We start from the raw sequence: 26,861 nt of genomic DNA, 5'->3' as shown, positions 1-26,861 counted from the left end.
GGTTTCAACCGTGGTACCGGTGTCTCGTCCCGCAGGCGCCACCCGCACGACGCAGGTGGCGATCGTTGCATTGCCGCCCGTGTCGATGTCGGGCGTGGGTCCGATCGTCGATGCGCTGAACCTCGCGAACGAGATCGACGGGCGGCTGCTGTATCGGTGGCAGGTGTGTTCGTGGGACGGGCGGCCGGTGCCGCTCGCCGGCGGCGCGCAGTGGCATGCCGATGCGGCGTTCAACGATGCGATCGCGTGCGACTGGGTCATCGTCGTGTCGGAGCGGTTTCAGCAGTTTGCCGACTATCGGTTGTTTCTCGCGAGTCTCGCGAGGGTGGGGCAGCGGACGCCTATCGTCACTGGCATTCATCATGGCGTGTGGTGGCTTGCCATGGCCGGGCAGCTTTCCGGGTATCGCGTGAGCGTGAACTGGGAGACGTATCAGCAGTTCGCCGAACAGTTCGAGCGGTCGATCGTCACGCAGCAGATCTTCGAGATCGATCGGGATCGGGCCACCTGTGCGGGTGGGCAGGCTACGGTTGATTTCATGCTGGCCATGATTGGCCGGGAACATGGGCCCGATCTCGCTGAGAGGATCGCCGATGCGCTTGGGGCCGGGACTTTGCGCAGTGGCGAGGAACGGCAGCGGATTCCTTTTGTTACCGCGCCCGGTGAGCGACACCCTCAGTTGAACGATGCTTTGCTTTTGATGGAAGCCAATGTCGAAGATCCTTTGACGACCGATGAGATCGCCGAGCTGGTTGGCGTTTCACGCCGGCAGTTGGAGCGGCTCTTTCGGCAGTATCTCGGGGCGATGCCCTCCAAGTATTACCTCAATCTTCGGTTGCTCAAGGCCCGGACTCAACTGCAGCGGACTAGCAAGTCGGTTGTGCAGGTTAGTCTCGCCTGTGGGTTTTCTTCTGCTGCGCATTTTTCTAATGCGTACCGCGAACGGTTTGGCGTGACGCCGCGGGAAGATCGGAGAGCCTGGCTCGAGAAGCAGACCGGCGGTGGCGGGGAGCCGCGTGGAGGCGCGCTGGTTGAGCGCGGTGCGAAGGATTGATTTCGTTTTTGGTGGTTCGCGTTTGTGTTTCGTGAAGCACCGGTGATCTTGTCGGTCTATTAGTGTCGCCCCTGCGCGGGGCGGCGGTTACTTTTCTTTGTCTTGCCAAAGAAAAGTAACCAAAAGAAAGGCGCTCGGATAACGCATGACCTCCCGGTGCCATGGTCGGCAGAGTGGTTCGCGCCTAAGTGTCCGCGCCAGTCGCGAACGCGGAGTGGTTCGAGCAATGGTTCTGACACCCTCCACTACCCAACAGAGCGGTATACCACCCGCTAGCTCCATCCTCGCTACGCTTCTAAGTGGCTATCTGACAAGCCATCGGTCGACGAGCCATAGGTAGGGGGCGACATGAAGCAATAGATAGATCAGCATAACGAACAATGTGGCAACTACGAACTTGATGCCCCATCTGCGCGGCGACCAACGTTTATAAGCAAAGGCGTTGAGCGTGGCAAAAACGACCGACGGCCATAAGGTCGTAATGAGCAAGGTTACGATGTAAACTGCATGAGGCGCGCAGTGTTCCATGTCGCTACAGCCGGCCGACCGCGATTGCAGGGCGTCAGGCCAAGGAATATGGCTGAATACATAGAGGCAAGCAGCTGCAACAAGCAAGCCCCACACGAGGCCTAGAATAACGAAAACTATACGTGTCAATTCACCTCCCAGAATAGGATTTCTTTAGATTTCGCTAGGTCCGAAATCACATTCTCGTTCCCCCCGCGAAGCCGCGACAATAAGTCTGGGAACGTTCGCTGACCAAGGCGAAATCGCCAGAACGACGCAAAGGATGGTGTCAATGTGTCTTTGTTCCACAGGTCGATGTGACCGCCACTCAGTGCATCGGCTGAGTCGCCGTCCTGGCGCCAGTAACCGAAAAAGTAGATGATGCCGGTTCGATTTTGTATCTTGTCTTGCCAATTCGGGCCGGTGATGTTTTCAGGTTTACCAAGCCCAAGGAACGGGCGAAGCTTTAACCATTCAGCTAGCTCGTAAGCGCGTGTCGCTGTCGCTTTGCCGCCGAGTTTCAGGCGGCCTAGTGTCTTCTTGCCAGGCATCGGCTTCAGCACGTTTTGAGAAAACGACTTCATGTCGCTGCCGATGCTGTGAAATGTAACGCTCATGCGTATGGCACATTGATTCTCATAGTCGCCAGTGCGGTCATCGTAGGGGTCTTTGTTCGGATACGCGTTCCAAAGTTCTTGGAAGGACAACGCCTGAAGTTGTACGGATTTCTTGGATTTTGGCGTGTCATTCGTGCGGACCTTCGTGGAGGGGTTAGGCATGGCTTACCCCGCTGTGTTTTTTTGCAATCGCTTCGTCGCCCCAATAAACGGTGTAGTTTCCTGATCCGTCGCCGGTGTGGACGCGGGGTAGCTCGCCGGTTGCATCGAGGACTCCAGAATGGATGCGTCCGTCTGTCGTCTCGATGTAGTAGGGATAGCCGCCGGGACTATCGGAAGTACTGCCGCCACTAGTCTTTACCTCGACCTGTTCATCGAATGCGCCTTTCTTGATCGACGCGACACCGCCCGTTGCCGTGCGGCTCGAAATGACTTCCCCGAGACCCTTTAGCCGATCCTCACACCAAGCTTCGCCTGACAGTAACGCGATGATGCTCGGTGGAGTCGGGCAGCCGCACAGAACAATATCGCGGTCGAGTGCGACCTCTCCCTGGAACTTGAGTCGATATGGCCCGCCAGCCTTTGCGATGATGCCCACGCTTTGACATGCAGTACAGAATGCACTACCGCCGATCAAGGCTGCCTGATGCCCGTGGATCAGGAACGGCGGTCCACTGTATGAGTTGATTCTCCCGCCGCTTGAGAGACTATCGCCGACGACCGCGATTCTTCTGTTCATTGTTTTGACCCTCTCGGAAAGTCGCAATCGTAGTCGCACCGGGAAAAGAGCCATCTTGATATTGTTTGCGGTGCTCGAGAGGGCGCGCGCGGGGTACGTTGCTAGCACGTGGGGTTTCGCGCCATTGCGTGCGGTGATTTCCAGAACTGATCGATTGATCCCGTCGTGCCAAGGGGCTTCCCTGTCGGCCGAGCGAAGCGAGGGCGGAGCTAGCGGGCGGTATACCGCTCTGTTGGGTAGTGGAGGGTGTCAGAACTATTGCTCGAACCACTCCGGGTTCGTGACTGGCGCGGACACTTAGGCGCGAACCACTCTGCCGACCATGGCACCGGGAGGTCATGCGTTATCCGAGCGCCTTTCTTTTGGTTACTTTTCTTTGGCAAGACAAAGAAAAGTAACCGCCGCCCCGCGCAGGGGCGACACTAATAGACCGACACGATCACAGGTGCTTCACACCAAACGCAGAAAGACCCGCCAAAAAAGCCCCAAAATACCAACACCCAAACCCAACACCACCCCGCCGGGAAGGCAAAATAAAAGCGATCTATCCGCTTCCGATAGAACCCGTCGCAATTCCGCAAGACGCTTGCGTCACCCTTACCTAAACTTGATCCTGTTGAACCCTCTTACGAAACCGAAAGGAACGACCATGACGACCTCGACCGTGAACCGCCAGACATTCGATGAAGTGATGGTGCCGGTATTTTCCCCCGCGCCGTTCGTGCCGGATCGCGCAGAGGGCTCCCGCGTATGGGACACGGCCGGCCGCGAGTACATCGATTTCGCGTGCGGTATCGCCGTGACGTCGCTCGGCCACGGCCACCCGGAACTGCTGAAGGTCCTGGACGAACAAAGCCGCAAGCTCTGGCACATCGGCAACGGCTACACGAACGAGCCGGTGCTGCGCCTCGCGAAGCGCCTCGAATCGCTGACCTTCGCCGACCGTGCATTTTTCGCGAACTCGGGCGCGGAAGCGAACGAAGCCGCACTGAAGCTCGCCCGCCGTGTCGCGTTCGATCGCCACGGCGCCGATAAGGCCGAAATCATCTCGTTCGTGCAGTCGTTCCACGGCCGCACGTTCTTCACGGTCAGCGTCGGCGGCCAGCCGAAATACTCGGAAGGCTTCGGCCCCGTGCCGGCCGGCATCAAGCACCTGCCGTACAACGACATCGAAGCCGCCAAGGCCGCGATCGGCCCGCAAACCTGCGCGGTGATCGTCGAGCCCGTGCAAGGCGAAGGCGGCGTGATCCCGGCGGATCCGGCCTTCCTGAAGGCTCTGCGCGAAGCGTGCGACGCACACGGCGCACTGCTGATTTTCGACGAAGTGCAAACGGGCGTCGGCCGCACGGGCCAGTTCTACGCGTACATGGACACGGGCGTCACGCCGGACATCCTGACGACCGCGAAGGCGCTTGGCAACGGCTTCCCGATCGGCGCGATGCTGACGACGAACGAACTGGCCGCGCACTTCAAGGTCGGCGTGCATGGCACGACCTACGGCGGCAACCCGCTCGCGTCGGCGATCGCCGACAAGGTCGTCGAACTGATCGGCGACCCGGCACTGCTCGAAGGCGTGCGCGAACGCAGCGTGCGCCTGAAGGGCGCGCTCGAACGCATCAACGCGCGCTTCGGCATCTTCAAGGACGTGCGTGGCAAGGGCCTGCTGGTCGGCGCCGAACTCACCGCCGCATTCGACGGCCGTGCGAAGGACTTCGTCACCGCAGCAGCAGAGAACGGCCTGATCATGCTGATCGCCGGCCCGAACGTGCTGCGCTTCGTCCCGTCGCTGGTGATCCCGTTCGACCTGCTCGACGAAGGCATGAAGCGCTTCGAGAAGGCAGTCGAACAAGTGCTCGCCGCACAGGAAGCCACCGCGCGCTGATCGGCGCGCCCATCGCAGACAGGAACGACGATGCTATTTGTTCGCCCCGGCAAACTCACGGATCTCGATGCGCTCGCGCACATGGCGCGCACCGCGCAGCCGGTCCTGCACTCGCTGCCGCACGACCGCGCGGCGCTCGAAGCGCGCGTGGCGCTCTCCGAGGATTCGTTTCGCGCGGACGTCGACTTCGCCGGCGAGGAGTTCTACCTCTTCGTGCTCGAGGATTCGACGACCGGCAAGCTGCTCGGCACGGCGAGCATCGTGGCCGCGGCCGGCTACTCGGAACCGTTCTACGCGTTCCGCAACGACGCACTGATCCACGCGTCGCGCGAGTTGCACGTGAACCGCAAGATCCACGCGCTCACGATGTCGCACGAGCTGACCGGCAAGAGCCGGCTGGCGGGCTTCTACGTCGATCCGTCGCTGCGCGGCGACGCGGCCGCGCACCTGATCTCGCGCGCGCGGATGATGTACATCGCCGCGAACCGCCGCCGCTTCACGCCGGAAGTGTTCACGCTGCTGCTCGGCGTGAGCGACGGCAACGGCGCATCGCCGTTCTGGGAAGCGGTGGGCCGCAAGTTCTTCGGCCGCGACTTCACCGACGTCGACATCGCGTCGGGCGGCCGCAGCCGCACCTTCATCGCGGAAGTGATGCCGGCCTATCCGCTCTACGTGCCTCTGCTGCCGGAAGCCGCGCAGCGCGTGCTCGGCGAGCCGAACGAATCGGCGCTGCTCGCGTACGACATCCATCTCGAGGAAGGCTTCGAGCCCGACCGCTTCGTCGACATCTTCGACGCGGGCCCGGTGCTGACCGCGCAGGTCGACCGCACCGCGTGCGTGAAGCACGGCGCCGAGCGCGTCGTGCGCGAAGCGGCGCACCAGCAGGGCGACGTCGCGTACATGGTGTCGACGGGCAGCGGCGAATCGTTCCGCTGCGTGCTGGCCGACCTGCCGGGCGGTGCGGCCGATGCACCGCTCGCGAGCGACGTGCGCGCGGCGCTCGATGTGAAGGATGGCGATGTCGTGCGCTGCGTGCCGCTGCACCGCCGCGACGATGAAGATTTGAAGGGAGACGCAGCATGATCGTCGTTCGGGTCGTACAAACGGGCGACGTCGATTCGCTCGTGTCGCTCGCGAAGGAAACCGGGCCGGGCCTGACCACGTTCAAGCCCGACCGCGACGCGCTCGCCGCGCGCATCGAGCGCACGCGCCGCACGCTCGCGGGCGAGGCGGCAGCAGGCGAGGCCGGCTACTTCTTCGTGATGGAAGAATCGAAGACGGGCGACATCGCGGGCGTGTGCGGGATCGAGACGCAGGTCGGCCTCGAACAGCCGTTCTACAACTATCGCGTGAGCACGGTCGTGCATGCGAGCCAGGAGCTCGGCGTGTGGACGCGGATGTCCGCGCTGAACATCTCGCACGACCTGACCGGCTATGCGGAAGTGTGCTCGCTGTTCCTGAGCCCGCGCTATCGCACGGGCGGCGTGGGCGGCCTGCTGTCGCGCTCGCGCTTCATGTTCATCGCGCAGTTCCGCGAGCGCTTTCCGGAACGCATCTGCGCGGAACTGCGCGGCCACTTCGACGACGACGGCACGTCGCCGTTCTGGCGCGCCGTCGGTTCGCACTTCTACCAGATCGATTTCAACGCGGCCGACTATCTCAGCTCGCACGGCCGCAAGTCGTTCCTTGCGGAACTGATGCCGCGCTACCCGGTGTACGTCGACCTGCTGCCGCAGGACGCACAGGATGCAGTCGGCCTCACGCACCGCGACACGCTGCCGGCCCGCAAGATGCTCGAGGCGGAAGGGCTGCGTTACCAGAATCACGTCGACATCTTCGACGCGGGCCCCGTGCTCGAATGCCACGTCAACGACCTGCGCACGGTGCGCGAGAGCGTCGTCGTGCCGGTCGCGATCGGCGTGCCGGATGCACGGGATGACGCGCCGAAGTCGCTCGTGTCGAACACGTCGCTCACCGATTTCCGCGTCGGCGTCGCGCCGGGCGTGGTCGCGAACGGTTCGTTCGTGCTGTCGGCCGCCGATGCCGTCGCGCTCGACGTGAAGGCCGGCGATCCGGTCCGCGTGCTGCCGCTCAAAGTCAAACAGGGATAAACGAATCATGACGGAACTCTTCATCGACGGCGCCTGGGTCGCAGGCTCGGGCCCCGTGTTCGCTTCGCGCAACCCGGGCACCGACGAGATCGCATGGCAGGGCGAGAGCGCATCGGCGGCCGACGTCGATCGCGCGGTCGCGAGCGCGCGCCGCGCATTCGCCGGCTGGTCGGCGCTCGACTTCGAATCGCGCTGCGCGATCGCCAAGCGTTTCGCCGCGTTGCTCAACGAGCGCAAGGAAGCAATCGCGACCGCGATCGGCCGCGAGACGGGCAAGCCGCTGTGGGAAGCGCGCACGGAAGTCGCGTCGATGGCCGCGAAGGTCGGCATCTCGATCCAGGCGTACCAGGAACGCACCGGCGAGAAGCGCCAGGACATGGCCGACGGCGTCGCGGTGCTGCGCCACCGCCCGCACGGCGTGGTCGCGGTATTCGGCCCGTACAACTTCCCCGGCCACTTGCCGAACGGCCATATCGTGCCCGCGCTGATCGCCGGCAATGCGGTCGTGTTCAAACCGTCGGAGCTCGCACCGGGCGTCGCGCGCGCGACGGTCGAAGTGTGGAAGGATGCCGGGCTGCCGGCCGGCGTGCTGAACCTCGTGCAGGGCGAGAAGGACACGGGCATTGCGCTCGCGAACCATCGGCAGATCGACGGGCTGTTCTTCACGGGCAGCTCTGATACGGGCACGCTGCTGCACAAGCAGTTCGGCGGCCGTCCGGAAATCGTGCTCGCGCTCGAGATGGGCGGCAACAACCCGCTCGTGATCGGCGAAGTCGAAGATATCGACGCGGCCGTCCATCACACGATCCAGTCGGCGTTCCTGTCGGCCGGCCAGCGCTGCACGTGCGCGCGCCGCATCTTCGTGCCGCAGGGCGCGTTCGGCGACCGCTTCCTCGCGCGCTTCGCCGACGTGACGTCGAAGATCACGGCCGACGTGTTCGACGCCGATCCGCAGCCGTTCATGGGCGCGGTGATCTCGGCACGCGCGGCGGCGAAGCTCGTCGACGCGCAGTCGCGCCTGGTCGAGCAGGGCGCGAAGCCGATCATCGCGATGACGCAGCGCGATCCGCGCCTCGGCTTCGTGAACGCGGCGATCGTCGACGTGACGGGCGTCGCGAACCTGCCCGACGAAGAACATTTCGGCCCGCTCGCGCAGATCGTGCGCTACGCGACGTTCGACGAAGCGATCGAACGCGCGAACGACACGGCGTTCGGCCTTTCCGCCGGCCTGCTCGCCGACGACGCGAAGGTGTGGGAACACTTCCGCCGCACGATCCGCGCCGGGATCGTCAACTGGAACCGGCCGACCAACGGCGCATCGTCCGCCGCACCGTTCGGCGGCACCGGCCGCTCGGGCAACCATCGTCCGAGCGCGTACTACGCGGCCGACTATTGTGCGTTTCCGATGGCGTCGGTGGAGAGCACGCAACTGACCTTGCCCGCGAGCCTGTCGCCGGGCCTGCATTTCTGATCGAGGGAACGACGATGAACGCACAAGAAGCCAATTTCGACGGGCTCGTCGGCCCGACCCACAACTACGCCGGGCTGTCGTTCGGCAACGTGGCGTCGCTCAACAACGAAAAGTCGGCCGCGAATCCGAAGGCCGCCGCGAAGCAGGGGCTGCGCAAGATGAAGCAGCTCGCGGATCTCGGCTTCGCACAGGGCGTGCTGCCGCCGCAGGAGCGGCCGTCGCTGCGCCTGTTGCGCGAGCTCGGCTTCTCCGGCAAGGACGCGGACGTGATCGCGAAGGCCGCGAAGCAGGCGCCCGAACTGCTCGCCGCGGCGAGCTCGGCGTCGGCGATGTGGACCGCGAACGCGGCCACCGTCAGCCCGTCGGCCGACACGAGCGATGGCCGCGTGCATTTCACGCCGGCGAACCTGTGCAGCAAGCTGCATCGCGCGATCGAACACGACGCGACGCGCCGCACGCTGTCGACGCTGTTCGCCGATCCCGCGCATTTCGCGGTGCATGAAGCGCTGACCGGCACGCCGGCACTCGGCGACGAAGGCGCGGCGAACCACACGCGCTTCTGCGCCGAATACGGCAAGCCGGGCATCGAGTTCTTCGTGTACGGCCGCGCGGAATATCGCCGCGGCCCCGAGCCGAAGCGCTTCCCGGCACGCCAGACCTTCGAGGCGAGCCGCGCGGTCGCGCATCGCCACGGTCTTGCCGAAGAAGCGACGGTCTATGCGCAGCAGGATCCGGACGTGATCGACGCGGGCGTGTTCCACAACGACGTGATCTCGGTCGGCAACCGTGACACGCTGTTCACGCACGAGCGCGCGTTCGTCAACAAGCAGGCGATCTACGACACGCTGACCGCTGCGCTCGACGCACGCGGCGCGCGCCTGAACGTGATCGAGGTGCCCGAGGCGGCCGTGAGCGTGAACGACGCGGTGACGTCGTACCTGTTCAACAGCCAGCTGCTGTCGCGCGCGGACGGTTCGCAGGTGCTCGTCGTGCCGCAGGAATGTCGCGAGAACGGGAACGTCGCGGCCTATCTCGACGAACTCGCGGCCGGCAACGGTCCGATTCACGACGTGCTCGTGTTCGACCTGCGCGAAAGCATGAAGAACGGCGGCGGCCCTGCCTGCCTGCGCCTGCGCGTCGTGCTGAACGAAGCGGAACGCGCGGCCGTCACGTCGAACGTGTGGATCAACGACACGCTGTTCGCGTCGCTCGACACGTGGATCGACCGGCACTATCGCGATCGCCTCGCACCGGACGATCTCGCCGATCCGGCGTTGCTCGACGAATCGCGCACGGCGCTCGACGAACTCACGCAGATCCTGCGCGTCGGTTCGCTGTATGACTTCCAGCGTTGATTCCCGCATGGCCGCCGCGCTGCTCGACGACTTCCTCGCGTTCACGCTGACCGGTCGCGCGCCGTCCGTAACGGACGGCACCTGCGCCGCCGGCGCCGTGCGCTGGCAATGGCTCGGCGACGGGCTGCTCGCCCTCGAACCGGCCGCGGCTGCGGGCGCGGCGCGCCCGAGTGTGCTCGTGTCGGCCGGCGTGCACGGCGACGAGACGGCGCCGATCGAGCTGCTGTCGATGCTCGTGCGCGATCTCGCATCGGGCGCGCTGCCGCTCGCGTGCCGGCTGCTCGTCGTGCTCGGCAACGTGCCGGCGATGCGTGCCGGCGAACGCTATCTCGACGATGACCTGAACCGCCTGTTCAGCGGCCGTCACGCGCAGGTGCCCGCCAGCCGCGAAGCGCCGCGCGCTGCGCAGCTCGAAGCGGCGGCTTCGTCGTTCTTCGCGGCCGCGCCGGCCGGCGCCGCGCGCTGGCACATCGACATGCACACGGCGATCCGCGCATCGGTGTTCGAGCAGTTCGCGTTGCTGCCGCACACGGGCACGCCGCCGACGCGCACGATGTTCGAATGGCTCGGCGACGCGCGCATCGCGGCCGTGCTGCTGCATACCGCGAAGGGCAACACGTATTCGCATTTCACCGCCGAGCACTGCGGCGCGCTCGCGTGCACGCTGGAACTCGGCAAGGTGCGTCCGTTCGGCCAGAACGACCTGACGCGCTTCGCGCCGGCCGACCGCGCGGTACGCAAGCTCGTGTCGGGGGCGAGGGGCGATGCCGACGCGACGCTGCCGCGCGTCTTCACGGTGATCGACCAGATCACGAAGCAGAGCGACGCGCTGGAACTGTTCGTCGCGGCCGACGTCGCGAACTTCACCGCGTTTGCACGCGGCACGGTGCTCGCGCAGGACGGCGAGTACCGCTACACGGTGAAGCACGACGAGGAGCGCATCGTGTTCCCGAATCCGACGGTGAAGCCGGGTTTGCGCGCGGGCCTGCTCGTCGTCGACACGACGCACGACACGCTCGCCGCGCTCGTCTGACGGTGACCGATTGCGCGCGGCCGCGGCGACCTGCGGCCTGCGCTTCGCCCGGCAACGATTTCATTTTTGAGATGACGCCAGCACGCCGCGCAGACGGCCCGTGCGGCGCGCTTGCGTATTTGCGACATCGTCTTGCAAGTTCGATGGGCAGCTCGGTTGACGTCGGCGCACGCAGTGCAGCATCGCGTGCCGGCGGCTGCTTTGCCATATCGGGCCGCGCGGATTGGTACAATCGCGGCCTTGCGGCTGTTGCGCCGCATCACGGCGCGGTGACAGTATTGCCGCGGTCATCCGACCCTGCAATGATGCATGCGCCCGTAGTTCCGGAACATTCGAGTATCGAGGAGAACACCTGATGAAGTTGGATTGGCGTAAAGTGGCCGCGCATGCGGTGGTGGTGGCATCGGCCGTGGCGGCAGGCAGCGCGATGGCAGCGGATCTGAAAGAGATCCGTTTCGGCGTCGAAGCCTCGTACGCGCCGTTCGAATACAAGACGCCCGACGGCAAGCTGACCGGCTTCGACATCGACATCGGCAACGCGGTGTGCGCGAAGCTGAAGACGAAGTGCGTGTGGGTCGAGAACGACTTCGACGGCCTGATCCCGGCACTGCAGGCGCGCAAGTTCGACGCGATCAACTCGGACATGACGATCACCGACCAGCGCAAGCACGCGATCGCGTTCACCGATGCGATCTACACGATCCCGAACCAGCTGATCGCGAAGCAGGGCAGCGGCCTGCTGCCGACCCCGCAATCGCTGAAGGGCAAGCGTGTCGGCGTGCTGCAGGGCACGATCCAGGAAGCGTACGCGAAGAAGAAGTGGGCGCCGGCAGGTGTTGAAGTCGTGCCGTACCAGACGCAGGATCTGGCCTACGCCGACCTGAAGTCGGGCCGTCTCGACGCGACGTTCCAGGACGCGGAAGCCGGTTCGAAGGGCTTCCTGACGAAGCCGCAAGGCCAGGGCTTCGCGTTCGCGGGCGGTACCGTGAGCGACGCCGAGATCCTCGGCTCGGGCGTCGGCTTCGGCCTGCGCAAGAACGACGCGGCACTGAAGACCGCACTGGATCAGGCGCTGAAGGAACTGAAGGCCGACGGCACGATCGACAACCTCGCGAAGAAGTACTTCAGCGTGCCCGTGACGCTCAAGTAAGCGTAACGTTCGATCGCACGATGCAAGCAAACCGGCCGCTGATGCGGCCGGTTTGTTTTTGGGGGCGGGAAACGACGAGAGAAGCGGCGGCCGCGTCAGGCCGGAAAGAACCGCCCCAGTTCGCGCGCGAGCTCGTTGAGCACGGCCATCTCCTGCTGCGTGATCTTGCGCGCGGGCTGCGCGCCGGCCCAGTCGCCGTATAGCAGCGCGACGGTCGTCGTGCCGACGCGCACGGGCAGCAGCACGAACGCGCGCGTGTCGTCGAATGCGTCGAGATACCACGCGGGCAGGCGCTTGAGCATCTTCGGCTCCTGCGCCTGCTCGATGAAGATGCCGACCGAGTTCGAGATCGCGAGATGAAACACGTCCGGCTCGAAGCGCTCGTCGAAACGCAGCCGGTCGAGCGTCGTATCGACGCCGGGGCCGAAGCCGAGGCGCGCGGCGAACATGCCGTCGTCGTGGCGCACGAACATCACGGTGCGCGTGAACGCGAGGCCGGCCAGCAGGCTCTCCGATGCGAGCGCGAGCACGGGGGTGAGCACGTGCTCGGACGGCAGCGCGCGCAGGTCCGCGAGGCCGGCTTCGAGGCACGCCTCGGGCTCGGCCTGAGCACGTGCGATCGCATCGGCGTTCGCACGCAGCTCGACGATCTCGCGCATCACGGTGTCGCTCGCTTCCTCGCGCGAGAGCCGCTCGGCGATCTCGACGAGTGCGTCGGATTCCATGTCGAGTTCCGCGCCGTAGTGCTGCGCGAGCGCCGCGATGCGCGCGTCGCGCTGCGGGCTCGCGGGTATCACGAGCGCGCTCGCGACGTCGGTCGAGCAGCGGCTGATCGCGCGCAGCCAGCGGACGCGGTCGGCCGGGCCGTCATCGGTCGCATGGTCCGCATCGTCGTCGTCGTTGCCGAACGCATCGACGTGAACCAGGTGCTCGTGGTCGGCCATCCCCGCGCGGATCACGTCGGGCAATCGCCACCGCGCGGCCGCCTCGAGCCCGATCTCGTCGAAGCCGACGCCGAGCACATCGATGCAGGCGGCCGTTTCGTCGCCGTTCAGCTCGGCCGCGCGGCGGCGGATCCGGTCCCACTCGCTGTCGAGATAGCAGACCACGAGCAGCTTGCCGACCTGGCGCATCAGCGTGCAGACGACGGCTTCTTCGCCCCCGCGCAGCTCGGCGCGTTCGGTTAGCTTGCGTGCAACGCAGCCGGACAGCAGCGCGCGGTTCAGTTCGAGCTTCGCGTCGATGCGCCGCGGCGTGCTGTGGTGGAAATGGTCGACGAGCTTGAGCCCGACGACCAGATGGCCGACGGCGTCCATGCCGAGCACCATCAGTGCGCGGGTCACGGTCGTGATGTTGCCGCCGAACGCCATGTACATCGCGGAGTTCGCGAGCCGCAGCACTTTCTGCGTGAGCGCGAAGTCCGACAGCACGACGCGCACGAGCGCGGTGAAGTCGAGGTCGTCGTTCTTCATCGCGGCCATCGTCGCGCGCAGCGATTCCGACAGCAGCGGGAAATCGCCCCGTTCGTTCATCCGGGCCCACAGCTTGTCGAGCAAGGCGGTGCGGGGCAGGTGTTCGGTGATTGACATACGGATCTGTCCGGTTCGCCGCGCGCGTCAGGCGGCGGCGTGCAGGTGCAGCTGCTGCGCCTCGAAGCGCCGCGCGAGCTCCTCGGAAGGCAGCGCCTGGCAGACGAGCCAGCCCTGGATATGGTTGCAGCCCATCTCCGTCAGCAATTCGCGCTGCGCCTCGGTCTCGACGCCTTCCGCGACGAGCTCGAGATCGAGCGTCTGCGCGAGGCCGACCACCGCCGACACGATCGCGCGGTCGTTGCGCGAGGTCAGCAGGTTCTCGACGAAACTGCGGTCGATCTTCAGCTTCGCGAGCGGGAAGCGCTGCAGATACGCGAGACTCGAATAGCCGGTGCCGAAATCGTCGATCGCGAAGCGGATGCCGAGATCGGTTAGCTCCTCGAGCAGCCCCTTCGCATGCGCGGGATCGTGCATCAGCAGGCTTTCGGTGATTTCGAGCACGATGCGGCGCGGGTCGATGCCCGTCAGCGCGATCGCCTCGCGCACGCTCTGCGTGAAGCGCGGGTCGCGGAACTGCTGCGGCGACACGTTGACCGCCACGTACTGCAGCGCGAGCCCCTGGCGATCCCAGGCGACGAGCTGCATGCACGCGGCCTTGAGCACCCAGTTGCCGAGATAGTTGATCAGGCCGATCGATTCGGCGAGCGGAATGAAGGTCGCCGGCGGCACGAGCCCGTGCACCGGATGACGCCAGCGGATCAGCGCCTCGACGCCGACCACCGCGCCCGACTGGCTGCGCGTGATCGGCTGGAAATGGAGCGAAAACTCGCCGTTGCGCACGCCGTCGTACAGGTCGGCTTCGAGCTTCAGCCGTTCGGCATCCGCCGGATCGTCGACGGGCGCGTGGAACGCGAGTGCGTTGCCTCCCGACGCCTTTGCCTGCGCGAGTGCGTGGTCGGCGCGGCGCAGCAGCGGGCTGTGGTGCTGCGCGCGATGGGGCACGGCGCGTTCGTCGGGGTAGAGCGCGATGCCGATGCTCGCGGACAGGTGCACGGTCTGCCCCTGGTACACGTAGGGCTCGCGCACCGCGGCCTGCAGCCGGCGCGCGAGCGCATCGGCCGCATTGCTTGCCTGCGTGCGGTCCGGCGCGCCGAGCACGACCGCGAACTTGTCGCTCGCGACGCGCGCGAGCCGTTCGTTCGGCGTGACGATTGCCTTCAGCCGCTGCGCGGTCTCGCGCAGCAGCATGTCGCCCGCGTCGTAGCCAAGGGCACGGTTGATCCGCTGGTAGTCGTCGAGGTCGAGCAGCAGCAGCGCCGCGCAGGTGCCGTCCGCGTCGGCGGCCTGCTGCGCGCGCATCAGCGCGGGCACGAGCGCGGACAGGTTGTCGAGCCCCGTCATCGGGTCGTGATGCATTTCGTAGGTCAGGCGCGCCTCGAGCGCGCGCCACGACGACACGTCGAACGCCGCGATCGCGAACCCGTCGACTCCGTGGTGGCGGCTCTTGAACGCGCGAATCTCGACGTCCAGCGGGTAGGTGAGCGACTTGACGATGCACATCGTCGCCTTCTCGACCTGGCCGGAACGCGCGGCGCGTGCAAGCAGGCCTTCGAGCGCCGCGGTATCCTGTTCAGCGATCAGGTCGCGCAGCGTCAGCGTGTGCAGGTAGTCGCGGTGGTAGCCGATGAAGCGCAGGCTCGCGTCGGATACATACAGAAAGCGCAGCTCGCGGTCGACATGGGCGAGGAAATCCACCGTGCCGACCGTCTGTTCCAGCCAGTTGCGCACGGAGTCGTCGCGGCGCGGCGCGCCGGCGCGCGCGGGCATCAGCGCGCCGCCCGACCAGGCGAAGCGGCGCAGCGTATGCAAGGCGCTGCGCCAGGAGCCCTTGCGTGACGTCTGTTTCCTGTTGGCTTCCATGTTTCTCGCTGACGTGAAGGGCTGGAACCGGTTGTCCGGAAGGAATAACGGCAGGCGATACGGAATCTTTAACGGACCGGCCGCGGATGGCGCTGCCGCTGGACCGGATCGGCCACGCGGGTGTTCGACAGACGAACGCCAGCGTGGCCTACATCGAGGCTGACTTTATAAGAAATGAGGACGCAGATGAAGCGAAAACTGTTGCTGGGCGCCGCCGTGGCGGCGCTGGTGGCCGGCCATGCACTGATGGCGCAGGCGGAACTGAAGCCGGGCGCCGCGGCGCCCGATTTCACGACGCAGGCGTCGCTGGGCGGCAAGACTTACACGTACTCGCTCGCGGACGCGCTGAAGCAGGGGCCGGTCGTGCTGTATTTCTACCCGGCCGCGTTCACGAAGGGCTGCACGATCGAGGCGCACGCGTTCGCGGACGCGGTCGACCGTTACAAGGCTTACGGTGCGACGGTGATCGGCGTATCGGCTGACAAGATCGACACGCTGACGAAGTTCTCGGTGAGCGAGTGCCGGAGCAAGTTCCCGGTCGCGGCCGATCCGGACGCGAAGATCATCCGCGAATACGACGCGAAGCTGCCGGCGATCGACAAGGCGAACCGCGTGTCCTACGTGATTTCGCCGGAAGGGAAGATTCTCTACGAATACACGAGCATGTCGCCCGACAAGCACGTCGAGAACACGCTCGCCGCCGTGAAGGCGTGGGCTGACGCGCACCCGAAGCAGTAAACGGGCGCCCCGCGCGTCAACGCGGCCCGTCGTGCGGGCCGCTGGTACGGATCGACGCAGGCGCCGCGTGGCGGCACGTGCGAGGCGGTTATGCGCGCAATGCCTGCTCGATCGGCACGCTGCCGCCGACGAAGCCGACGATCTTGCGCGAAATCCCGAGCTTGATCGCCTCGATCGCGGCCCAGGCCACATCCTGGCGCGAGACGGGCGGGGCGGCATCGAACCACGCGTCGGTCAGCGCGATCTTGCCGACGCCCGGATCGTCCGTGAGCGGGCCGGGGCGCAGGATCGCGTAGTCGACACCCGATGCGATCACGCGATCGTCGCCTTCGCGCTTCATCTGCGAATAGTGGTGCAGCGCGTCCGGGCCGAGTTCGGGCCGGTACGCGGACAGTGAACTGATCACCACGAGCTTCTGCGCGTTGTAGGCGAGCGCATATTCGGCCGCGCGGGCGACCGCGTCGCGGTCGACCTGCTCCTCTTCGGCCGCGCCTTCCGATTCGGCCGAGCCGGCCGCGTAGATCACGTGCGTGATGCCCTGGAAGGCATGCGAGAAATCGTTCGTCAGATCGGCCTCGACCACCCGCGCGCCCTCCAGCGCATAGCCGTGCCGGCGCACGAGCGCCGTGACCTCGAACTCCGGCTGCTTGAGCAGCAGATCCGCGCAGGCCTGGCCCGTTCGGCCGGTCGCGCCAATCAGCAGTACCTTCGTCGTCATGAAACCGCTCCTTGGTCGATGCGTCATCCTTCCAGATAGGGACGGACGACCGATATCTCAAGTGTAATGTCGATTTGCCGCCGTGGCGGGTGTGTATTAAGGGGCATACCGGCTGCGGGCATACCGGCAGCGGGCATACCGGCAGCGGGCATACCGGCTGTGGCGCCAGTCCAGGCCGCCGGGGCGGCAGGACGGACCTTACGGCCGTCATTCATTCACACGGATGCGGGAATGACGCGCCGACCGGCTATCATGTGCGCGATGCATTTTTCGCCGCTACGTCATACAACGCATCGGCCCACCGGTTGGAGTACACATGGCATTACCCCTGGACAACGTCAGCATGGCCGTGTTCTGCGACTTCGAGAACGTCGCGCTCGGCGTGCGCGACGCGAAGTACGAGAAGTTCGACATCAAGCCCGTGCTGGAGCGCCTGCTGCTGAAGGGCAGTATCGTCGTGAAGAAGGCCTATTGCGACTGGGATCGCTACAAGGGCTTCAAGGCGTCGATGCACGAAGCGAGCTTCGAGCTGATCGAGATTCCGCACGTGCGCCAGTCGGGCAAGAATTCGGCCGACATCCGGCTCGTCGTGGACGCGCTCGACCTCTGCTACACGAAGTCGCACGTCGATACGTTCGTGATCATCAGCGGCGACTCGGATTTTTCGCCGCTGGTGTCGAAGCTGCGCGAGAACGCGAAGAAAGTGATCGGCGTCGGCGTGAAGAAATCGACGTCGGACCTGCTGGTCGCTAACTGCGACGAATTCATCTTCTACGACGACCTGGTGCGCGAGCAGCAGCGCGCGCTCGCGAAGCGCGAACAGCAGCAGCGGGCGGGCAACGGCGGCGCGAAGCGGCCGGACGAGCCGTCGCGCAAGCACGACATGGACGCGCGCAAGGCCGAGGCGATCGCGCTGGCGGTCGAGACGTTCGACGCGCTGGCGTCGGAGCGGGACGACGTCGGCAAGATCTGGGCGTCCGTGCTCAAAAGCGCGATCAAGCGTCGCAAGCCGGATTTCAACGAGTCGTACTACGGGTTCCGCGCGTTCGGCAACCTGCTCGACGAGGCGCAGGCGCGCGGCCTGCTCGAAGTGGGGCGTGACGACAAGTCGGGCGCGTTCGTGTCGCGGGCACGCCAGTCGTCGGCCGCGGAGCATGTCACGGCGGGCGGTGAAGGCGGCGGGCACGGCGGCGCGCACCACGGTCACGGTACGCGTGCGGCCGAGCCGGCGCGGGCGGGGCGCAATGCGCAACGTCGCGGGCAGCGGGCGGAAGCGGTCGTGCACGAAAGCGTGCAGGTCGAAGCAGACGAGGCGGAAATGGCCGAGGTGGCCGAGGTGGCACCGATGATGCCGCCGGCGGAAACGGCCGAAGCGGCCGACACGCATGGCGAGGCAAAGGATGGCCGCAAGCGCGCGCGCAAGACACCGGCGAAGAAGGCCGGCGCGAAGAAGGGTGCCGCCGCGAAGAGCGCTGGCCGTCACGCGGCCGGGAAGACCGAAGACACCGTCCACGACGTGGCGAAGCACGGCGGCGACAAGCACGCGCACGGCAAGCATGCCGACGACGCGCATCGCGACGCGGAGCAGGGCGACGAGCGGCATGTCACGGTGACGCATGCCGGGCCGGCGGCAGGCGATGCCGGTGGCGGGATGGCCGCCGCCCAGCCGTCGCACGACGCGGCGCCGGTCGACGCGAATGCCGATGCGGCCGCGGAAGCGCCGGCCGCTGCCAAGCCGAAGAAGCCGGCCCGCAAGGCGGCACCGCGCGCGCGTCGTCCGCGCAAGACGGCGGCGGACGCTGCCGAGTAACGTCGGTCGGCCGGATGCCGTCCCGAGCGGGGCGGCATCCGCGCCACGATACCGGCTGGTGCAACGCCGGCCAGTCGAACTAGCCGTTCAGCGCATAAGGCTGCGTCATCACTTCGAGGAAGTGGCCGTCCGGATCGTCGAAATACACGCCGCGGCCGCCGTTGTGGCGGTAGATGTCATCGGGTTGCCGCTTCGCCGGATCGGCCCAGTGCGGCAGCCCGCGCTCGCGAATGCGCGCGAGCACGCGATCGAAGCCGGCTTCGTCGAGCAGGAACGCGTAATGCTGCGACCTGATTTCCCCCTTCTGTTCGTAAAAATCGAGCGATACGCCGTTGCCGAGCGGGACGACCAGCATCGCGCCGAACGGCGTCGGCGGCGGCAGTTCCAGAAGCTCGGTGAGGAAGCGGCTCGACGCACGCTTGTCGCGGCACCAGACGATCGTATGGTTGAGCTGGACGTTCATGGCGGATTCCCGGCGAAGGGCATCGCGGTGGGCATGGACTCACGATAGCCGATCGCCGCTGCGGTTCAAGCGCAAAAAAAACGGCCGCCTGTCGGGCGGCCGTGTTCCGTTACTCGCCGGCGACCGCCGGCCCGCCGGAATTCCCGCGGCGGTTGCTCCGCTTCTCGGCCCACACGCGGAACCGGTCCATGTACAGGTAGACGACCGGCGTCGTATAGAGCGTCAGCACCTGCGACACGATCAGGCCGCCGGCGATCGCGATCCCGAGCGGCGCACGCAGCTCGGCGCCGTCGCCGCTGCCGAAGGCGAGCGGCAGTGCGCCGAGCAGCGCGGCCATCGTCGTCATCATGATCGGGCGGAAGCGCAGCAGGCACGCCTCGTGGATCGCGTCGAACGACGACTTGTGGTTGTTGCGCGTCTGGTCGATCGCGAAGTCGACCATCATGATCGCGTTCTTCTTCACGATACCGATCAGCAGGATCACGCCGATCAGCGCGATGATGCTGAACTCGGTCTTGAACAGCAGCAGCGCAAGCAGCGCGCCGACCCCGGCCGACGGCAGCGTCGACAGGATCGTGATCGGGTGGATGTAGCTCTCGTACAGGATCCCGAGCACGATGTAGACGGCCAGCAGCGCCGCGAGGATCAGGATCGGCTGGTCGTTCATCGACTGCTGGAACGCCTGCGCGGTGCCCTGGAAGCTGCCGACGATGGTCGGCGGGACGCCGACCTGCGCCATCGTCTGATAGATCACCTGTGTCGCCTGCGACAGCGACACGCCGGGCGGCAGGTTGAACGAGATCGTCGTCGCGACGAACAGCCCCTGGTGGTTGACCGACAACGGCGTCGTGCTCGGCCCGAACGTCGCGATTGCCGACAGCGGGATCATCGTCGACTTCGACGTCGACACCGACGCACCCGACGACGCGCTCGACTTGCCGCTCGCGGCGATCGAGTTGAGCGCCTGGTTGCGCGCGGAATCGGACGCGATCGCCGCGGCGCTCTGCGTGGCCGTACCGGCGCTCGACGTGCCGGCGGACGTCGCGACGTAGGTGCCGGCGGCCGCGTTGGTGGTCTGCGAGCCGTTCGCGCTGCCGCCCGACGTGCTGACCCACACCTGGTTCAGCATCTCGGGGCTCTGCCAGTACTTCGGCGCGACTTCCATCACCACGTGATACTGGTTCAGCGGGTTGTAGATCGTCGAGACCTGGCGCTGGCCGAATGCGTCGTACAGCGTGTTGTCGATCTGCGCGGGCTTGATGCCGAACCGCGCGGCGGTTGCGCGGTCGATCGTCACCATGGCTTCCATGCCGCCTTGCTGCTGGTCCGAGTTCACGTCGGTCAGCTCGGAGCGCTTCTGCAGCGCTTCGGTCAGGATCGGCCCCCACTTGTACAGGTCGGCGCTCGAATCGCCGAGCAGCGTGAACTGGTACTGCGCGTTGCTCTGCCGGCCGCCCACGCGAATGTCCTGCGCGGCCTGCAGGAACGTGCTCGCGCCGGCGACGTCCGACAGCGGGCTGCGCAGTTGCTGGATCACCTGGTCGGCCGACAGCTTGCGCTCGGTGCGATCCTTCAGCGTGACGAACATGAAGCCCGAGTTGGTCTGCGTGCCGCCGGTGAAGCCCGCGACGCTTTTCACGTTCGGGTTGCTCTGCACGATGCGCATCATCTCGGAGAATTTCAGCTTCATCGCCTGGAACGACGTCGACTGGTCGGCGCGAATGCCGCCGATCATCAGCCCGGTGTCCTGCTGCGGGAAGAAGCCCTTCGGCACGACGATGTACAGGTAGACGTTCAGCCCGATCGTCGCGAACAGGGTCAGCAGGATCAACAGCGGCCGGCGCAGCGCCCACGACAGCGAGCGCTCGTAGCCGCGCTGCATGCGGCTGAAACAGCGTTCCAGGAATCGCGCGAAGCGGCCTTCGCTCTGCGGGTCGTGCGACTCGGGCAGCAGGCGCGCGCACATCATCGGCGTGACCGTGAGCGACACCGCGAGCGACACGGCGATCGCGAGCGACAGCGTCAGTGCGAATTCGCGGAACAGGCGCCCGACGATGCCGCCCATCAGCAGGATCGGCAGGAACACCGCGACGAGCGAAATGCTCATCGACAGCACCGTGAAGCCGACCTCGCGCGCGCCGTCGAACGCGGCCTGCATCCGCGACTTGCCGTTCTCGATGTGCCGCGAGATGTTTTCGAGCACGACGATCGCATCGTCGACGACGAAGCCGGTCGCGACGATCAGCGCCATCAGCGACAGGTTGTCGATCGAGAAGCCGAGCAGGTACATCGCGCCGAACGTGCCGATGATCGAGATCGGCACTGCGACGCTCGGGATCAGCGTCGCGCGCCAGTTGCGCAGGAACAGGAACACGACCATCACGACGAGGCTGACCGCGATCAGCAGCGTGTGCTCGGTGTCCCTCAGCGACGCGCGGATGGTGGTCGAGCGGTCGAGCACCGGCGTGACCGTGATGTCGGCCGGCAGCGACGCGGTGAGCTGCGGCAGCGCCGCGCGCACGCGGTCGATCGTATCGATGATGTTCGCGCCGGGCGAGCGGTAGAGGATCACGAGCACCGCGCGCTTGCCGTTCGACAGGCCGAGGTTGCGGAGATCCTCGACCGAATCGACGACGTCGGACAGATCGGACAACCGCACGGCCGAGCCGTTGCGATAGGCGACGACGAGGTCGCGGTATTGCGACGCCTGGGAGGCCTGGTCGTTCGTATAGAGCTGGTAGTGCTGCGGGCCGAACTCGATCGCGCCCTTCGGCGCGTTGGCGTTCGCGGACGCGAGCGCCGCGCGTACGTCCTCGAGGCCGATCCCGTAATGGAACAGCGCTTGCGGCTCGAGCTCGACGCGCACGGCCGGGTTCGCGGAGCCGCTCACCGTGACCTGGCCGATCCCGTCGATCTGCGACAGCGACTGCTGCAGCACCGTCGACGCGGAGTCGTACAGCTTCGCGGGCGACGAGGTCTCCGACGTCAGCGACACGATCATGATCGGCGAGTCGGCCGGGTTGACCTTGCGGTAGGTCGGGTTGCTCTTCAGCGCGGCGGGCAGGTCGGCGCGCGCCGCGTTGATCGCGGCCTGCACGTCGCGCGCGGCGCCGTCGATGTCGCGGTTCAGGCCGAACTGCAGGATGATCCGCGCATTGCCGACCGTGCTCGTCGACGTCATTTCGGAAACGTCGGCGATCGAGCCGAGATGCCGTTCGAGCGGGCTCGTCACGCTGGTCGCGACGGTCTCGGGGCTCGCGCCGGGCAGCGACGCCTGCACCGAGATCGTCGGGAAGTCGACCTGCGGCAGCGGCGACACCGGCAGCTTGATGAACGCGAACAGGCCTGCGAGCGCGACGCCGATCGCGAGCAGCGTCGTCGCGACGGGGCGGGTGATGAAAGGGCGCGACAGGTTCATCGCTTACGCATCCGTGCGCGGGCCGGCTTGCGGGCCGTGGCGTTCGAACCAGCCGCGTACGCGGCGCGCGAGCGAGTCGAAGCCGAGATAGATCACGGGCGTCGTGAACAGCGTCAGCACCTGCGACACGATCAGGCCGCCGGCGATCGCGATCCCGAGCGGCTGGCGCAGCTCGGAGCCGGCACCGGAGCCGACGATCAGCGGCACCGCGCCGAGCAGGGCGGCGAGCGTCGTCATCAGGATCGGCCGGAAGCGCAGCAGGCACGCCTGGTAGATCGCCTCGCGCGGCGGCTTGCCTTCGACGCGCTCGGCTTCGAGCGCGAAGTCGATCATCATGATCGCGTTCTTCTTCACGATACCGATCAAGAGCACGATGCCGATGATCCCGATGATGTCGAGGTCGTGCCCGGTGATCATCAGCGCGAGCAGCGCGCCGACGCCGGCCGACGGCAGCGTCGACAGGATCGTGATCGGGTGGATGTAGCTCTCGTACAGCACGCCGAGCACGATGTACATCGTGACGACCGCGGCCAGGATCAGGAACAGCTGGTTCGACAGCGATGCCTGGAATGCGAGCGCCGCACCCTGGAAGCGCGTCTGGAACGACGCGGGCAGGTTGATGTCCTTCTCGGCCGCGTCGATCGCCTTGACCGCCTCGCCGAGCGACGCGCCGGCCGCGAGGTTGAACGAGATGGTGGTCGACGGGAACTGCGACAGGTGCGCGACCAGCAGCGGCGACGGCCGTTCGTGGAACGACGCGATCGACGACAGCGGCACCTGGCCGCCGCCCGCCGACGGCAGGTAGATGTCGTTCAGCGATTGCGCGTAGTGCTGCTCCTTCGGCTCGGATTCGAGAATCACGCGGTACTGGTTCGACTGCGTGAAGATCGTCGACACGATGCGCTGGCCGAATGCGTCGTACAGCGCGTTGTCGACGGTTGCCGGCGTGATGCCGAAGCGCGCGGCGCTCGGGCGATCGATCTCGATGTAGACGGACTGGCCGTTGCTCTGCAGGTCGGTCGCGACGTCGGCGAGCGACGGCTCCTGCTGCAGTCGAGCAACGAGCTTCGGCACCCAGGTCGCGAATTCTTCCGAGTTCGGGCTCGTCAGCATGAACTGGTACTGCGTCGGGCTGACGGTCGAGTCGATCGTCAGATCCTGCACCGACTGCATGAACAGCGAGATGCCGGTGATGTTCGCGACGCGGTGCTGCAGGTCGCGGATGATTTGCGCGGCCGTCTCGGAGCGTTCGTCGCGCGCCTTCAGGTTGATCAGCATCCGGCCGCTGTTCAGCGTGATGTTGCTGCCGTCGACGCCGATGAACGACGTGAGGCTCTCGACGTTCGGATCCTTCAGGATCTCGGCCGCGAGTGCCTGCTGGCGTTCGGCCATCGCGCCGTACGAGATCGACTGCGGCGCCTGCGTGATCGCCTGGATCACGCCGGTATCCTGCGCGGGGAAGAAGCCCTTCGGCACGTAGACGTACAGCAGGCCCGTCAGCGCGAGCGTCAGCAGCGCGACGACGAGCGTCGAGCGCTGGCGGTTCAGCACCCATTCGAGCGCGACCGCGTAGCGCGCGATCACCCAGTCGATCGCCTGGTGCACGCGCGCCTCGAAGCGATGGCTCTCGGGCGGCGGCGAATGACGCAGCAGCTTCGCGCACATCATCGGCACGAGCGTGAGCGACACGATCGCCGAGATCACGATCGTCACCGCGAGCGTGATCGCGAATTCATGGAACAGGCGGCCGACCACGTCGCCCATGAACAGCAGCGGGATCAGCACCGCGATCAGCGACACCGTCAGCGAGATGATCGTGAAGCCGATCTGCTTCGAGCCCTTCAGCGCGGCCTCGAGCCCCGTCTCGCCTTCCTCGACGTAGCGCGCGATGTTCTCGATCATCACGATCGCGTCGTCGACGACGAAGCCGGTCGCGATGGTGAGCGCCATCAATGACAGGTTGTTCAGCGAGAAGCCGGCCATGTACATCACCGCGAGCGTGCCGATCAGCGACAGCGGCACCGACAGGCTCGGGATGATGGTCGCGTAGACGTTCGCGAGGAACAGGTACATCACGAGCACGACCAGCCCGACCGCGAGCAGCAGCTCGAACTGCACGTCGCGCACGGCGGCGCGGATCATCGTCGTGCGGTCGGTGACGATCTGCACGTCGAGCGCGGCCGGCAGCGTTTCCTGCAGCTTCGGCAACTGCGCCTTGATCGCGTCGACCGTCTGGATCACGTTCGCGCCCGGCTGGCGCTGCACGTTCAGGATGATCGCGGGCTCCTTGTTCACCCACGCGCCGAGCTTGGTGTTCTCCGAGCCGGCGACGACCGTCGCGACGTCGGTGAGCATCACCGGGCGGCCGTTCTTGTACGCGACGACCGCGCTGTTGTACTGGTCGGCGCTCGTGAGCTGGTCGTTCGCGTTGATCGTGTACGCGCGCGACGGGCCGTCGAAGTTGCCCTTCGGCGTGTTGACGTTCAGGTTCGAGATCGTCGTGCGCAGGTCGTCGAGGTTCATCCCGTACTGCGCGAGCGCGGTCGGGTTCGCCTGGATCCGCACGGCCGGGCGGTTGCCGCCCGACAGGCTGACGAGGCCGACGCCCGCGATCTGCGAGATCTTCATCGCGAGACGCGTGTCGGCGAGATCCTGCACCTGCGTGAGCGGCAGCGTCTTCGACGTGACGGCAAGCGTGAGCACCGGCGCATCGGCCGGGTTGACCTTTGCGTAGATCGGCGGGGCAGGGAGGTCGGACGGCAGCAGGTTGCCGGCCGCGTTGATTGCGGCCTGCACTTCCTGCTCGGCGATGTCGAGCGGCAGGTCGAGCGAGAACTGCAGCGTGATCACGGACGAGCCGGCCGAGCTCTGCGACGACATCTGGTTCAGCGACGGCATCTGCCCAAACTGCCGTTCGAGCGGCGCGGTGACCGACGAGGTCATCACCTCCGGGCTCGCGCCCGGGTAGAAGGTCTGGACCTGGATCGTCGGATAGTCGACTTCCGGCAGCGCGGCGAGCGGCAGGAAACGCAGCGCGACGAGACCGGCCAGCATGATCGCCGCCATCAGGAGGGCGGTGCCGACCGGCCGGAGGATGAAGAGGCGGGATGGATTCATCGAGCGGCCCGCGCGTTACTGGGCCGCGGGGGCCGCAGCCTGCGACGCGCCGTGCTTGTTGCCGCCGTGATGGCCGCGGGTGCCCGATGCACCCGACGCCGCACCGGCGCCACGCGCGCCCGACGCGCCTTTCGGCTTGTCGGCCGGGATCGAGATCTTGGCGCCTTCGCGCAGGCGATCGGAGCCGTCGATCACCACGCGCTCGCCGATCGCGACGCCGCTGACGATGCTCGTGCGTTCGCCGTCGACCGGGCCGGTCGCGACCTTGCGCACCGTCACCGTGTTGTCGGGTTTCACGACGTAGACGAACTGGCCGATCGAGCCGGTCAGTACCGCCGAGGTCGGCACGATCGTCGCGTTGCGCATCACGTCGACGAGCAGGCGCGTGTTCACGAACTGATTCGGGAACAGCATGCCTTCCTTGTTATCGAAGTTCGCGCGCAGCTTGACGGTGCCGGTGCTCGTGTCGATCTGGTTGTCGAGCGTCGCGAGCGAGCCGGTTTCGAGCGGCACCGTGTTGTTGCGGTTGTACGCGGTGACCGACAGCTTCTGGCCCGCGTTCACCTGCTTGATGATCTGCGGCAGGTTGTCTTCCGACGTGGTGAAGATCACGCTCATCGGCTGCAGCTGCGTGATCACGACGAGGCCGTTGGCATCGCCCGGCGTCACGTAGTTGCCGGGGTCGACCTGGCGCAGGCCGACGCGGCCCGACACCGGCGCGGTGATGCGCGCATACGTGAGGTTCAGCTTCGCGGAATCGATCGCGGCCTGGTCGGTCTTCACCGCGCCTTCGTACTGCTTGACGAGTGACGCCTGCGTATCGACGGTCTGCGACGCGATCGAGTCCTGCGACAGCAGCGTCTGGTAGCGCTTCAGGTCGAGGCGGGCCGTCGCGAGCAGCGCCGAGTCGCGCGCGTGCGTGCCCTCGGCGTTCTCGAGCGACACTTGATACGGGCGCGGGTCGATCTGCGCGAGCACGTCGCCCTTCTTGACGATCTGGCCTTCCTGGAACGAGACCGACTGCAGGTAGCCCGACAGTTGCGTCTTGACCGTCACGTTCGCGAGCGGCGTGACGGTGCCGAGCGCGGACAGCACGATCGGCATTTCGCCTTGCGTGGCGCTCGCGACCTGCACGGGCTGCGGAATGTTCGCCATCGCGGCGGGGCCGCCACGGCCGCGGTGGCCGCCGGCCCCCCCGGCGGCGCTTGCGCCCGCGCCGCTCGCGC

Annotated in this window: 19 protein-coding genes; 10 read left to right on the top strand and 9 right to left on the bottom strand. The window is 66.3% G+C overall.

Translation table 11 applies throughout. The features are described from left to right. The first annotated feature begins 10 nt into the window (after positions 1 to 10). On the top strand, positions 11 to 1,054 hold the full coding sequence (locus G3N61_RS00095) for a GlxA family transcriptional regulator (RefSeq protein ID WP_205821073.1): 1,044 nt from the start codon (positions 11 to 13) through the stop codon (positions 1,052 to 1,054). A 653-nt stretch (positions 1,055 to 1,707) separates the two neighbouring features. On the opposite strand, the gene G3N61_RS00090 is transcribed toward G3N61_RS00095, so the two are convergent. Next, on the bottom strand, positions 1,708 to 2,340 hold the full coding sequence (locus G3N61_RS00090) for a type VI secretion system amidase effector protein Tae4 (protein ID WP_205821072.1): 633 nt from the start codon (positions 2,338 to 2,340) through the stop codon (positions 1,708 to 1,710). Further along, positions 2,333 to 2,917, bottom strand: a complete 585-nt coding sequence (locus G3N61_RS00085) for a PAAR domain-containing protein (protein ID WP_205821071.1) — start codon at positions 2,915 to 2,917, stop codon at positions 2,333 to 2,335. The genes G3N61_RS00090 and G3N61_RS00085 overlap by 8 nt, the downstream gene beginning before the upstream one ends. A gap of 649 nt (positions 2,918 to 3,566) precedes the next feature. Between G3N61_RS00085 and G3N61_RS00080 the strand changes: the two genes are divergently transcribed. From G3N61_RS00080 to G3N61_RS00050, 7 genes are all read left to right on the top strand, one after another. Beyond that, the gene (locus G3N61_RS00080) at positions 3,567 to 4,799 is read left to right on the top strand and encodes an aspartate aminotransferase family protein (RefSeq protein ID WP_043182068.1); all 1,233 of its coding nucleotides are present in this window, start codon (positions 3,567 to 3,569) and stop codon (positions 4,797 to 4,799) included. Between the two features lie 30 nt (positions 4,800 to 4,829). Further along, positions 4,830 to 5,882 (top strand): arginine/ornithine succinyltransferase subunit alpha, encoded by a 1,053-nt coding sequence (aruF, locus tag G3N61_RS00075; RefSeq protein ID WP_205821070.1) that lies wholly within the window; start codon positions 4,830 to 4,832, stop codon positions 5,880 to 5,882. Further along, positions 5,879 to 6,910 (top strand): arginine N-succinyltransferase, encoded by a 1,032-nt coding sequence (gene astA / locus G3N61_RS00070; protein WP_043182073.1) that lies wholly within the window; start codon positions 5,879 to 5,881, stop codon positions 6,908 to 6,910. Before aruF ends, astA begins: the two co-directional genes overlap by 4 nt. Positions 6,911 to 6,917: 7 nt before the next feature. Further along, complete coding sequence (gene astD / locus G3N61_RS00065) at positions 6,918 to 8,381, top strand: succinylglutamate-semialdehyde dehydrogenase (protein WP_089450179.1); 1,464 nt, start codon at positions 6,918 to 6,920, stop codon at positions 8,379 to 8,381. A 14-nt stretch (positions 8,382 to 8,395) separates the two neighbouring features. Next, positions 8,396 to 9,736 (top strand): N-succinylarginine dihydrolase, encoded by a 1,341-nt coding sequence (gene astB / locus G3N61_RS00060; RefSeq protein WP_089450180.1) that lies wholly within the window; start codon positions 8,396 to 8,398, stop codon positions 9,734 to 9,736. Further along, on the top strand, positions 9,720 to 10,769 hold the full coding sequence (gene astE, locus G3N61_RS00055) for a succinylglutamate desuccinylase (protein WP_205821069.1): 1,050 nt from the start codon (positions 9,720 to 9,722) through the stop codon (positions 10,767 to 10,769). Before astB ends, astE begins: the two co-directional genes overlap by 17 nt. A 355-nt stretch (positions 10,770 to 11,124) precedes the next feature. Then, entirely contained in the window at positions 11,125 to 11,919 is a 795-nt protein-coding gene (locus G3N61_RS00050) for an ABC transporter substrate-binding protein (RefSeq protein WP_089450182.1), read from the top strand. A gap of 95 nt (positions 11,920 to 12,014) precedes the next feature. Here the strand turns inward: G3N61_RS00050 and G3N61_RS00045 are convergent, their stop codons facing one another. Beyond that, positions 12,015 to 13,508, bottom strand: a complete 1,494-nt coding sequence (locus tag G3N61_RS00045; RefSeq protein ID WP_205821068.1) for an HDOD domain-containing protein — start codon at positions 13,506 to 13,508, stop codon at positions 12,015 to 12,017. Positions 13,509 to 13,535: 27 nt separating this feature from the next. Next, entirely contained in the window at positions 13,536 to 15,278 is a 1,743-nt protein-coding gene (cdpA, locus tag G3N61_RS00040) for a sensor domain-containing phosphodiesterase (protein WP_205821115.1), read from the bottom strand. 279 nt (positions 15,279 to 15,557) lie between these two features. On the opposite strand from cdpA, the gene G3N61_RS00035 reads away from it, so the two are divergent. Then, positions 15,558 to 16,109, top strand: a complete 552-nt coding sequence (locus G3N61_RS00035; protein ID WP_011351468.1) for a peroxiredoxin — start codon at positions 15,558 to 15,560, stop codon at positions 16,107 to 16,109. 88 nt (positions 16,110 to 16,197) lie between these two features. On the opposite strand, the gene G3N61_RS00030 is transcribed toward G3N61_RS00035, so the two are convergent. Then, positions 16,198 to 16,827 carry an NAD(P)H-binding protein gene (locus G3N61_RS00030; RefSeq protein ID WP_043182089.1) on the bottom strand — a complete coding sequence of 210 codons (630 nt, stop codon included), beginning with the start codon at positions 16,825 to 16,827 and terminating at the stop codon, positions 16,198 to 16,200. Positions 16,828 to 17,143: 316 nt separating this feature from the next. On the opposite strand from G3N61_RS00030, the gene G3N61_RS00025 reads away from it, so the two are divergent. Then, positions 17,144 to 18,637: an NYN domain-containing protein gene (locus G3N61_RS00025; protein WP_205821067.1), complete on the top strand. Its 1,494-nt coding sequence runs from the start codon at positions 17,144 to 17,146 to the stop codon at positions 18,635 to 18,637. Positions 18,638 to 18,716: 79 nt separating this feature from the next. Here G3N61_RS00025 and G3N61_RS00020 read toward each other — a convergent pair whose 3' ends face one another. The 4 genes from G3N61_RS00020 to G3N61_RS00005 all read right to left on the bottom strand — a co-directional run. Further along, the gene (locus G3N61_RS00020; protein ID WP_043182094.1) at positions 18,717 to 19,100 is read right to left on the bottom strand and encodes a VOC family protein; all 384 of its coding nucleotides are present in this window, start codon (positions 19,098 to 19,100) and stop codon (positions 18,717 to 18,719) included. A 109-nt stretch (positions 19,101 to 19,209) separates the two neighbouring features. After that, positions 19,210 to 22,518 carry an efflux RND transporter permease subunit gene (locus G3N61_RS00015; RefSeq protein WP_205821066.1) on the bottom strand — a complete coding sequence of 1,103 codons (3,309 nt, stop codon included), beginning with the start codon at positions 22,516 to 22,518 and terminating at the stop codon, positions 19,210 to 19,212. A 3-nt stretch (positions 22,519 to 22,521) separates the two neighbouring features. Further along, entirely contained in the window at positions 22,522 to 25,635 is a 3,114-nt protein-coding gene (locus tag G3N61_RS00010; RefSeq protein ID WP_043182098.1) for an MdtB/MuxB family multidrug efflux RND transporter permease subunit, read from the bottom strand. A gap of 15 nt (positions 25,636 to 25,650) precedes the next feature. Then, positions 25,651 to 26,861: MdtA/MuxA family multidrug efflux RND transporter periplasmic adaptor subunit (locus G3N61_RS00005; protein ID WP_205821065.1), on the bottom strand; the 1,211-nt coding region annotated here is incomplete at its 5' end.

The organism is Burkholderia sp. Ac-20349, assembly GCF_017104865.1.
Taxonomy (GTDB): domain Bacteria; phylum Pseudomonadota; class Gammaproteobacteria; order Burkholderiales; family Burkholderiaceae; genus Burkholderia; species Burkholderia aenigmatica.
The sequence above is the reverse complement of the archived record's forward strand: the minus strand, read 5'-3'. Positions and strand labels throughout refer to the sequence as shown.

Excerpts from the sequence above, each read along its gene's own strand:
- G3N61_RS00090 (WP_205821072.1), bottom strand. The coding sequence starts at position 2,340 with ATGCCTAACCCCTCCACGAAGGTCCGCACGAATGACACGCCAAAATCC.
- G3N61_RS00085 (WP_205821071.1), bottom strand. The coding sequence starts at position 2,917 with ATGAACAGAAGAATCGCGGTCGTCGGCGATAGTCTCTCAAGCGGCGGG.
- G3N61_RS00080 (WP_043182068.1), top strand. The coding sequence starts at position 3,567 with ATGACGACCTCGACCGTGAACCGCCAGACATTCGATGAAGTGATGGTG.
- aruF (WP_205821070.1), top strand. The coding sequence starts at position 4,830 with ATGCTATTTGTTCGCCCCGGCAAACTCACGGATCTCGATGCGCTCGCG.
- astA (WP_043182073.1), top strand. The coding sequence starts at position 5,879 with ATGATCGTCGTTCGGGTCGTACAAACGGGCGACGTCGATTCGCTCGTG.
- astD (WP_089450179.1), top strand. The coding sequence starts at position 6,918 with ATGACGGAACTCTTCATCGACGGCGCCTGGGTCGCAGGCTCGGGCCCC.
- astB (WP_089450180.1), top strand. The coding sequence starts at position 8,396 with ATGAACGCACAAGAAGCCAATTTCGACGGGCTCGTCGGCCCGACCCAC.
- astE (WP_205821069.1), top strand. The coding sequence starts at position 9,720 with ATGACTTCCAGCGTTGATTCCCGCATGGCCGCCGCGCTGCTCGACGAC.
- G3N61_RS00050 (WP_089450182.1), top strand. The coding sequence starts at position 11,125 with ATGAAGTTGGATTGGCGTAAAGTGGCCGCGCATGCGGTGGTGGTGGCA.
- G3N61_RS00045 (WP_205821068.1), bottom strand. The coding sequence starts at position 13,508 with ATGTCAATCACCGAACACCTGCCCCGCACCGCCTTGCTCGACAAGCTG.
- cdpA (WP_205821115.1), bottom strand. The coding sequence starts at position 15,278 with ATGCCCGCGCGCGCCGGCGCGCCGCGCCGCGACGACTCCGTGCGCAAC.
- G3N61_RS00035 (WP_011351468.1), top strand. The coding sequence starts at position 15,558 with ATGAAGCGAAAACTGTTGCTGGGCGCCGCCGTGGCGGCGCTGGTGGCC.
- G3N61_RS00030 (WP_043182089.1), bottom strand. The coding sequence starts at position 16,827 with ATGACGACGAAGGTACTGCTGATTGGCGCGACCGGCCGAACGGGCCAG.
- G3N61_RS00025 (WP_205821067.1), top strand. The coding sequence starts at position 17,144 with ATGGCATTACCCCTGGACAACGTCAGCATGGCCGTGTTCTGCGACTTC.
- G3N61_RS00020 (WP_043182094.1), bottom strand. The coding sequence starts at position 19,100 with ATGAACGTCCAGCTCAACCATACGATCGTCTGGTGCCGCGACAAGCGT.
- G3N61_RS00015 (WP_205821066.1), bottom strand. The coding sequence starts at position 22,518 with ATGAACCTGTCGCGCCCTTTCATCACCCGCCCCGTCGCGACGACGCTG.
- G3N61_RS00010 (WP_043182098.1), bottom strand. The coding sequence starts at position 25,635 with ATGAATCCATCCCGCCTCTTCATCCTCCGGCCGGTCGGCACCGCCCTC.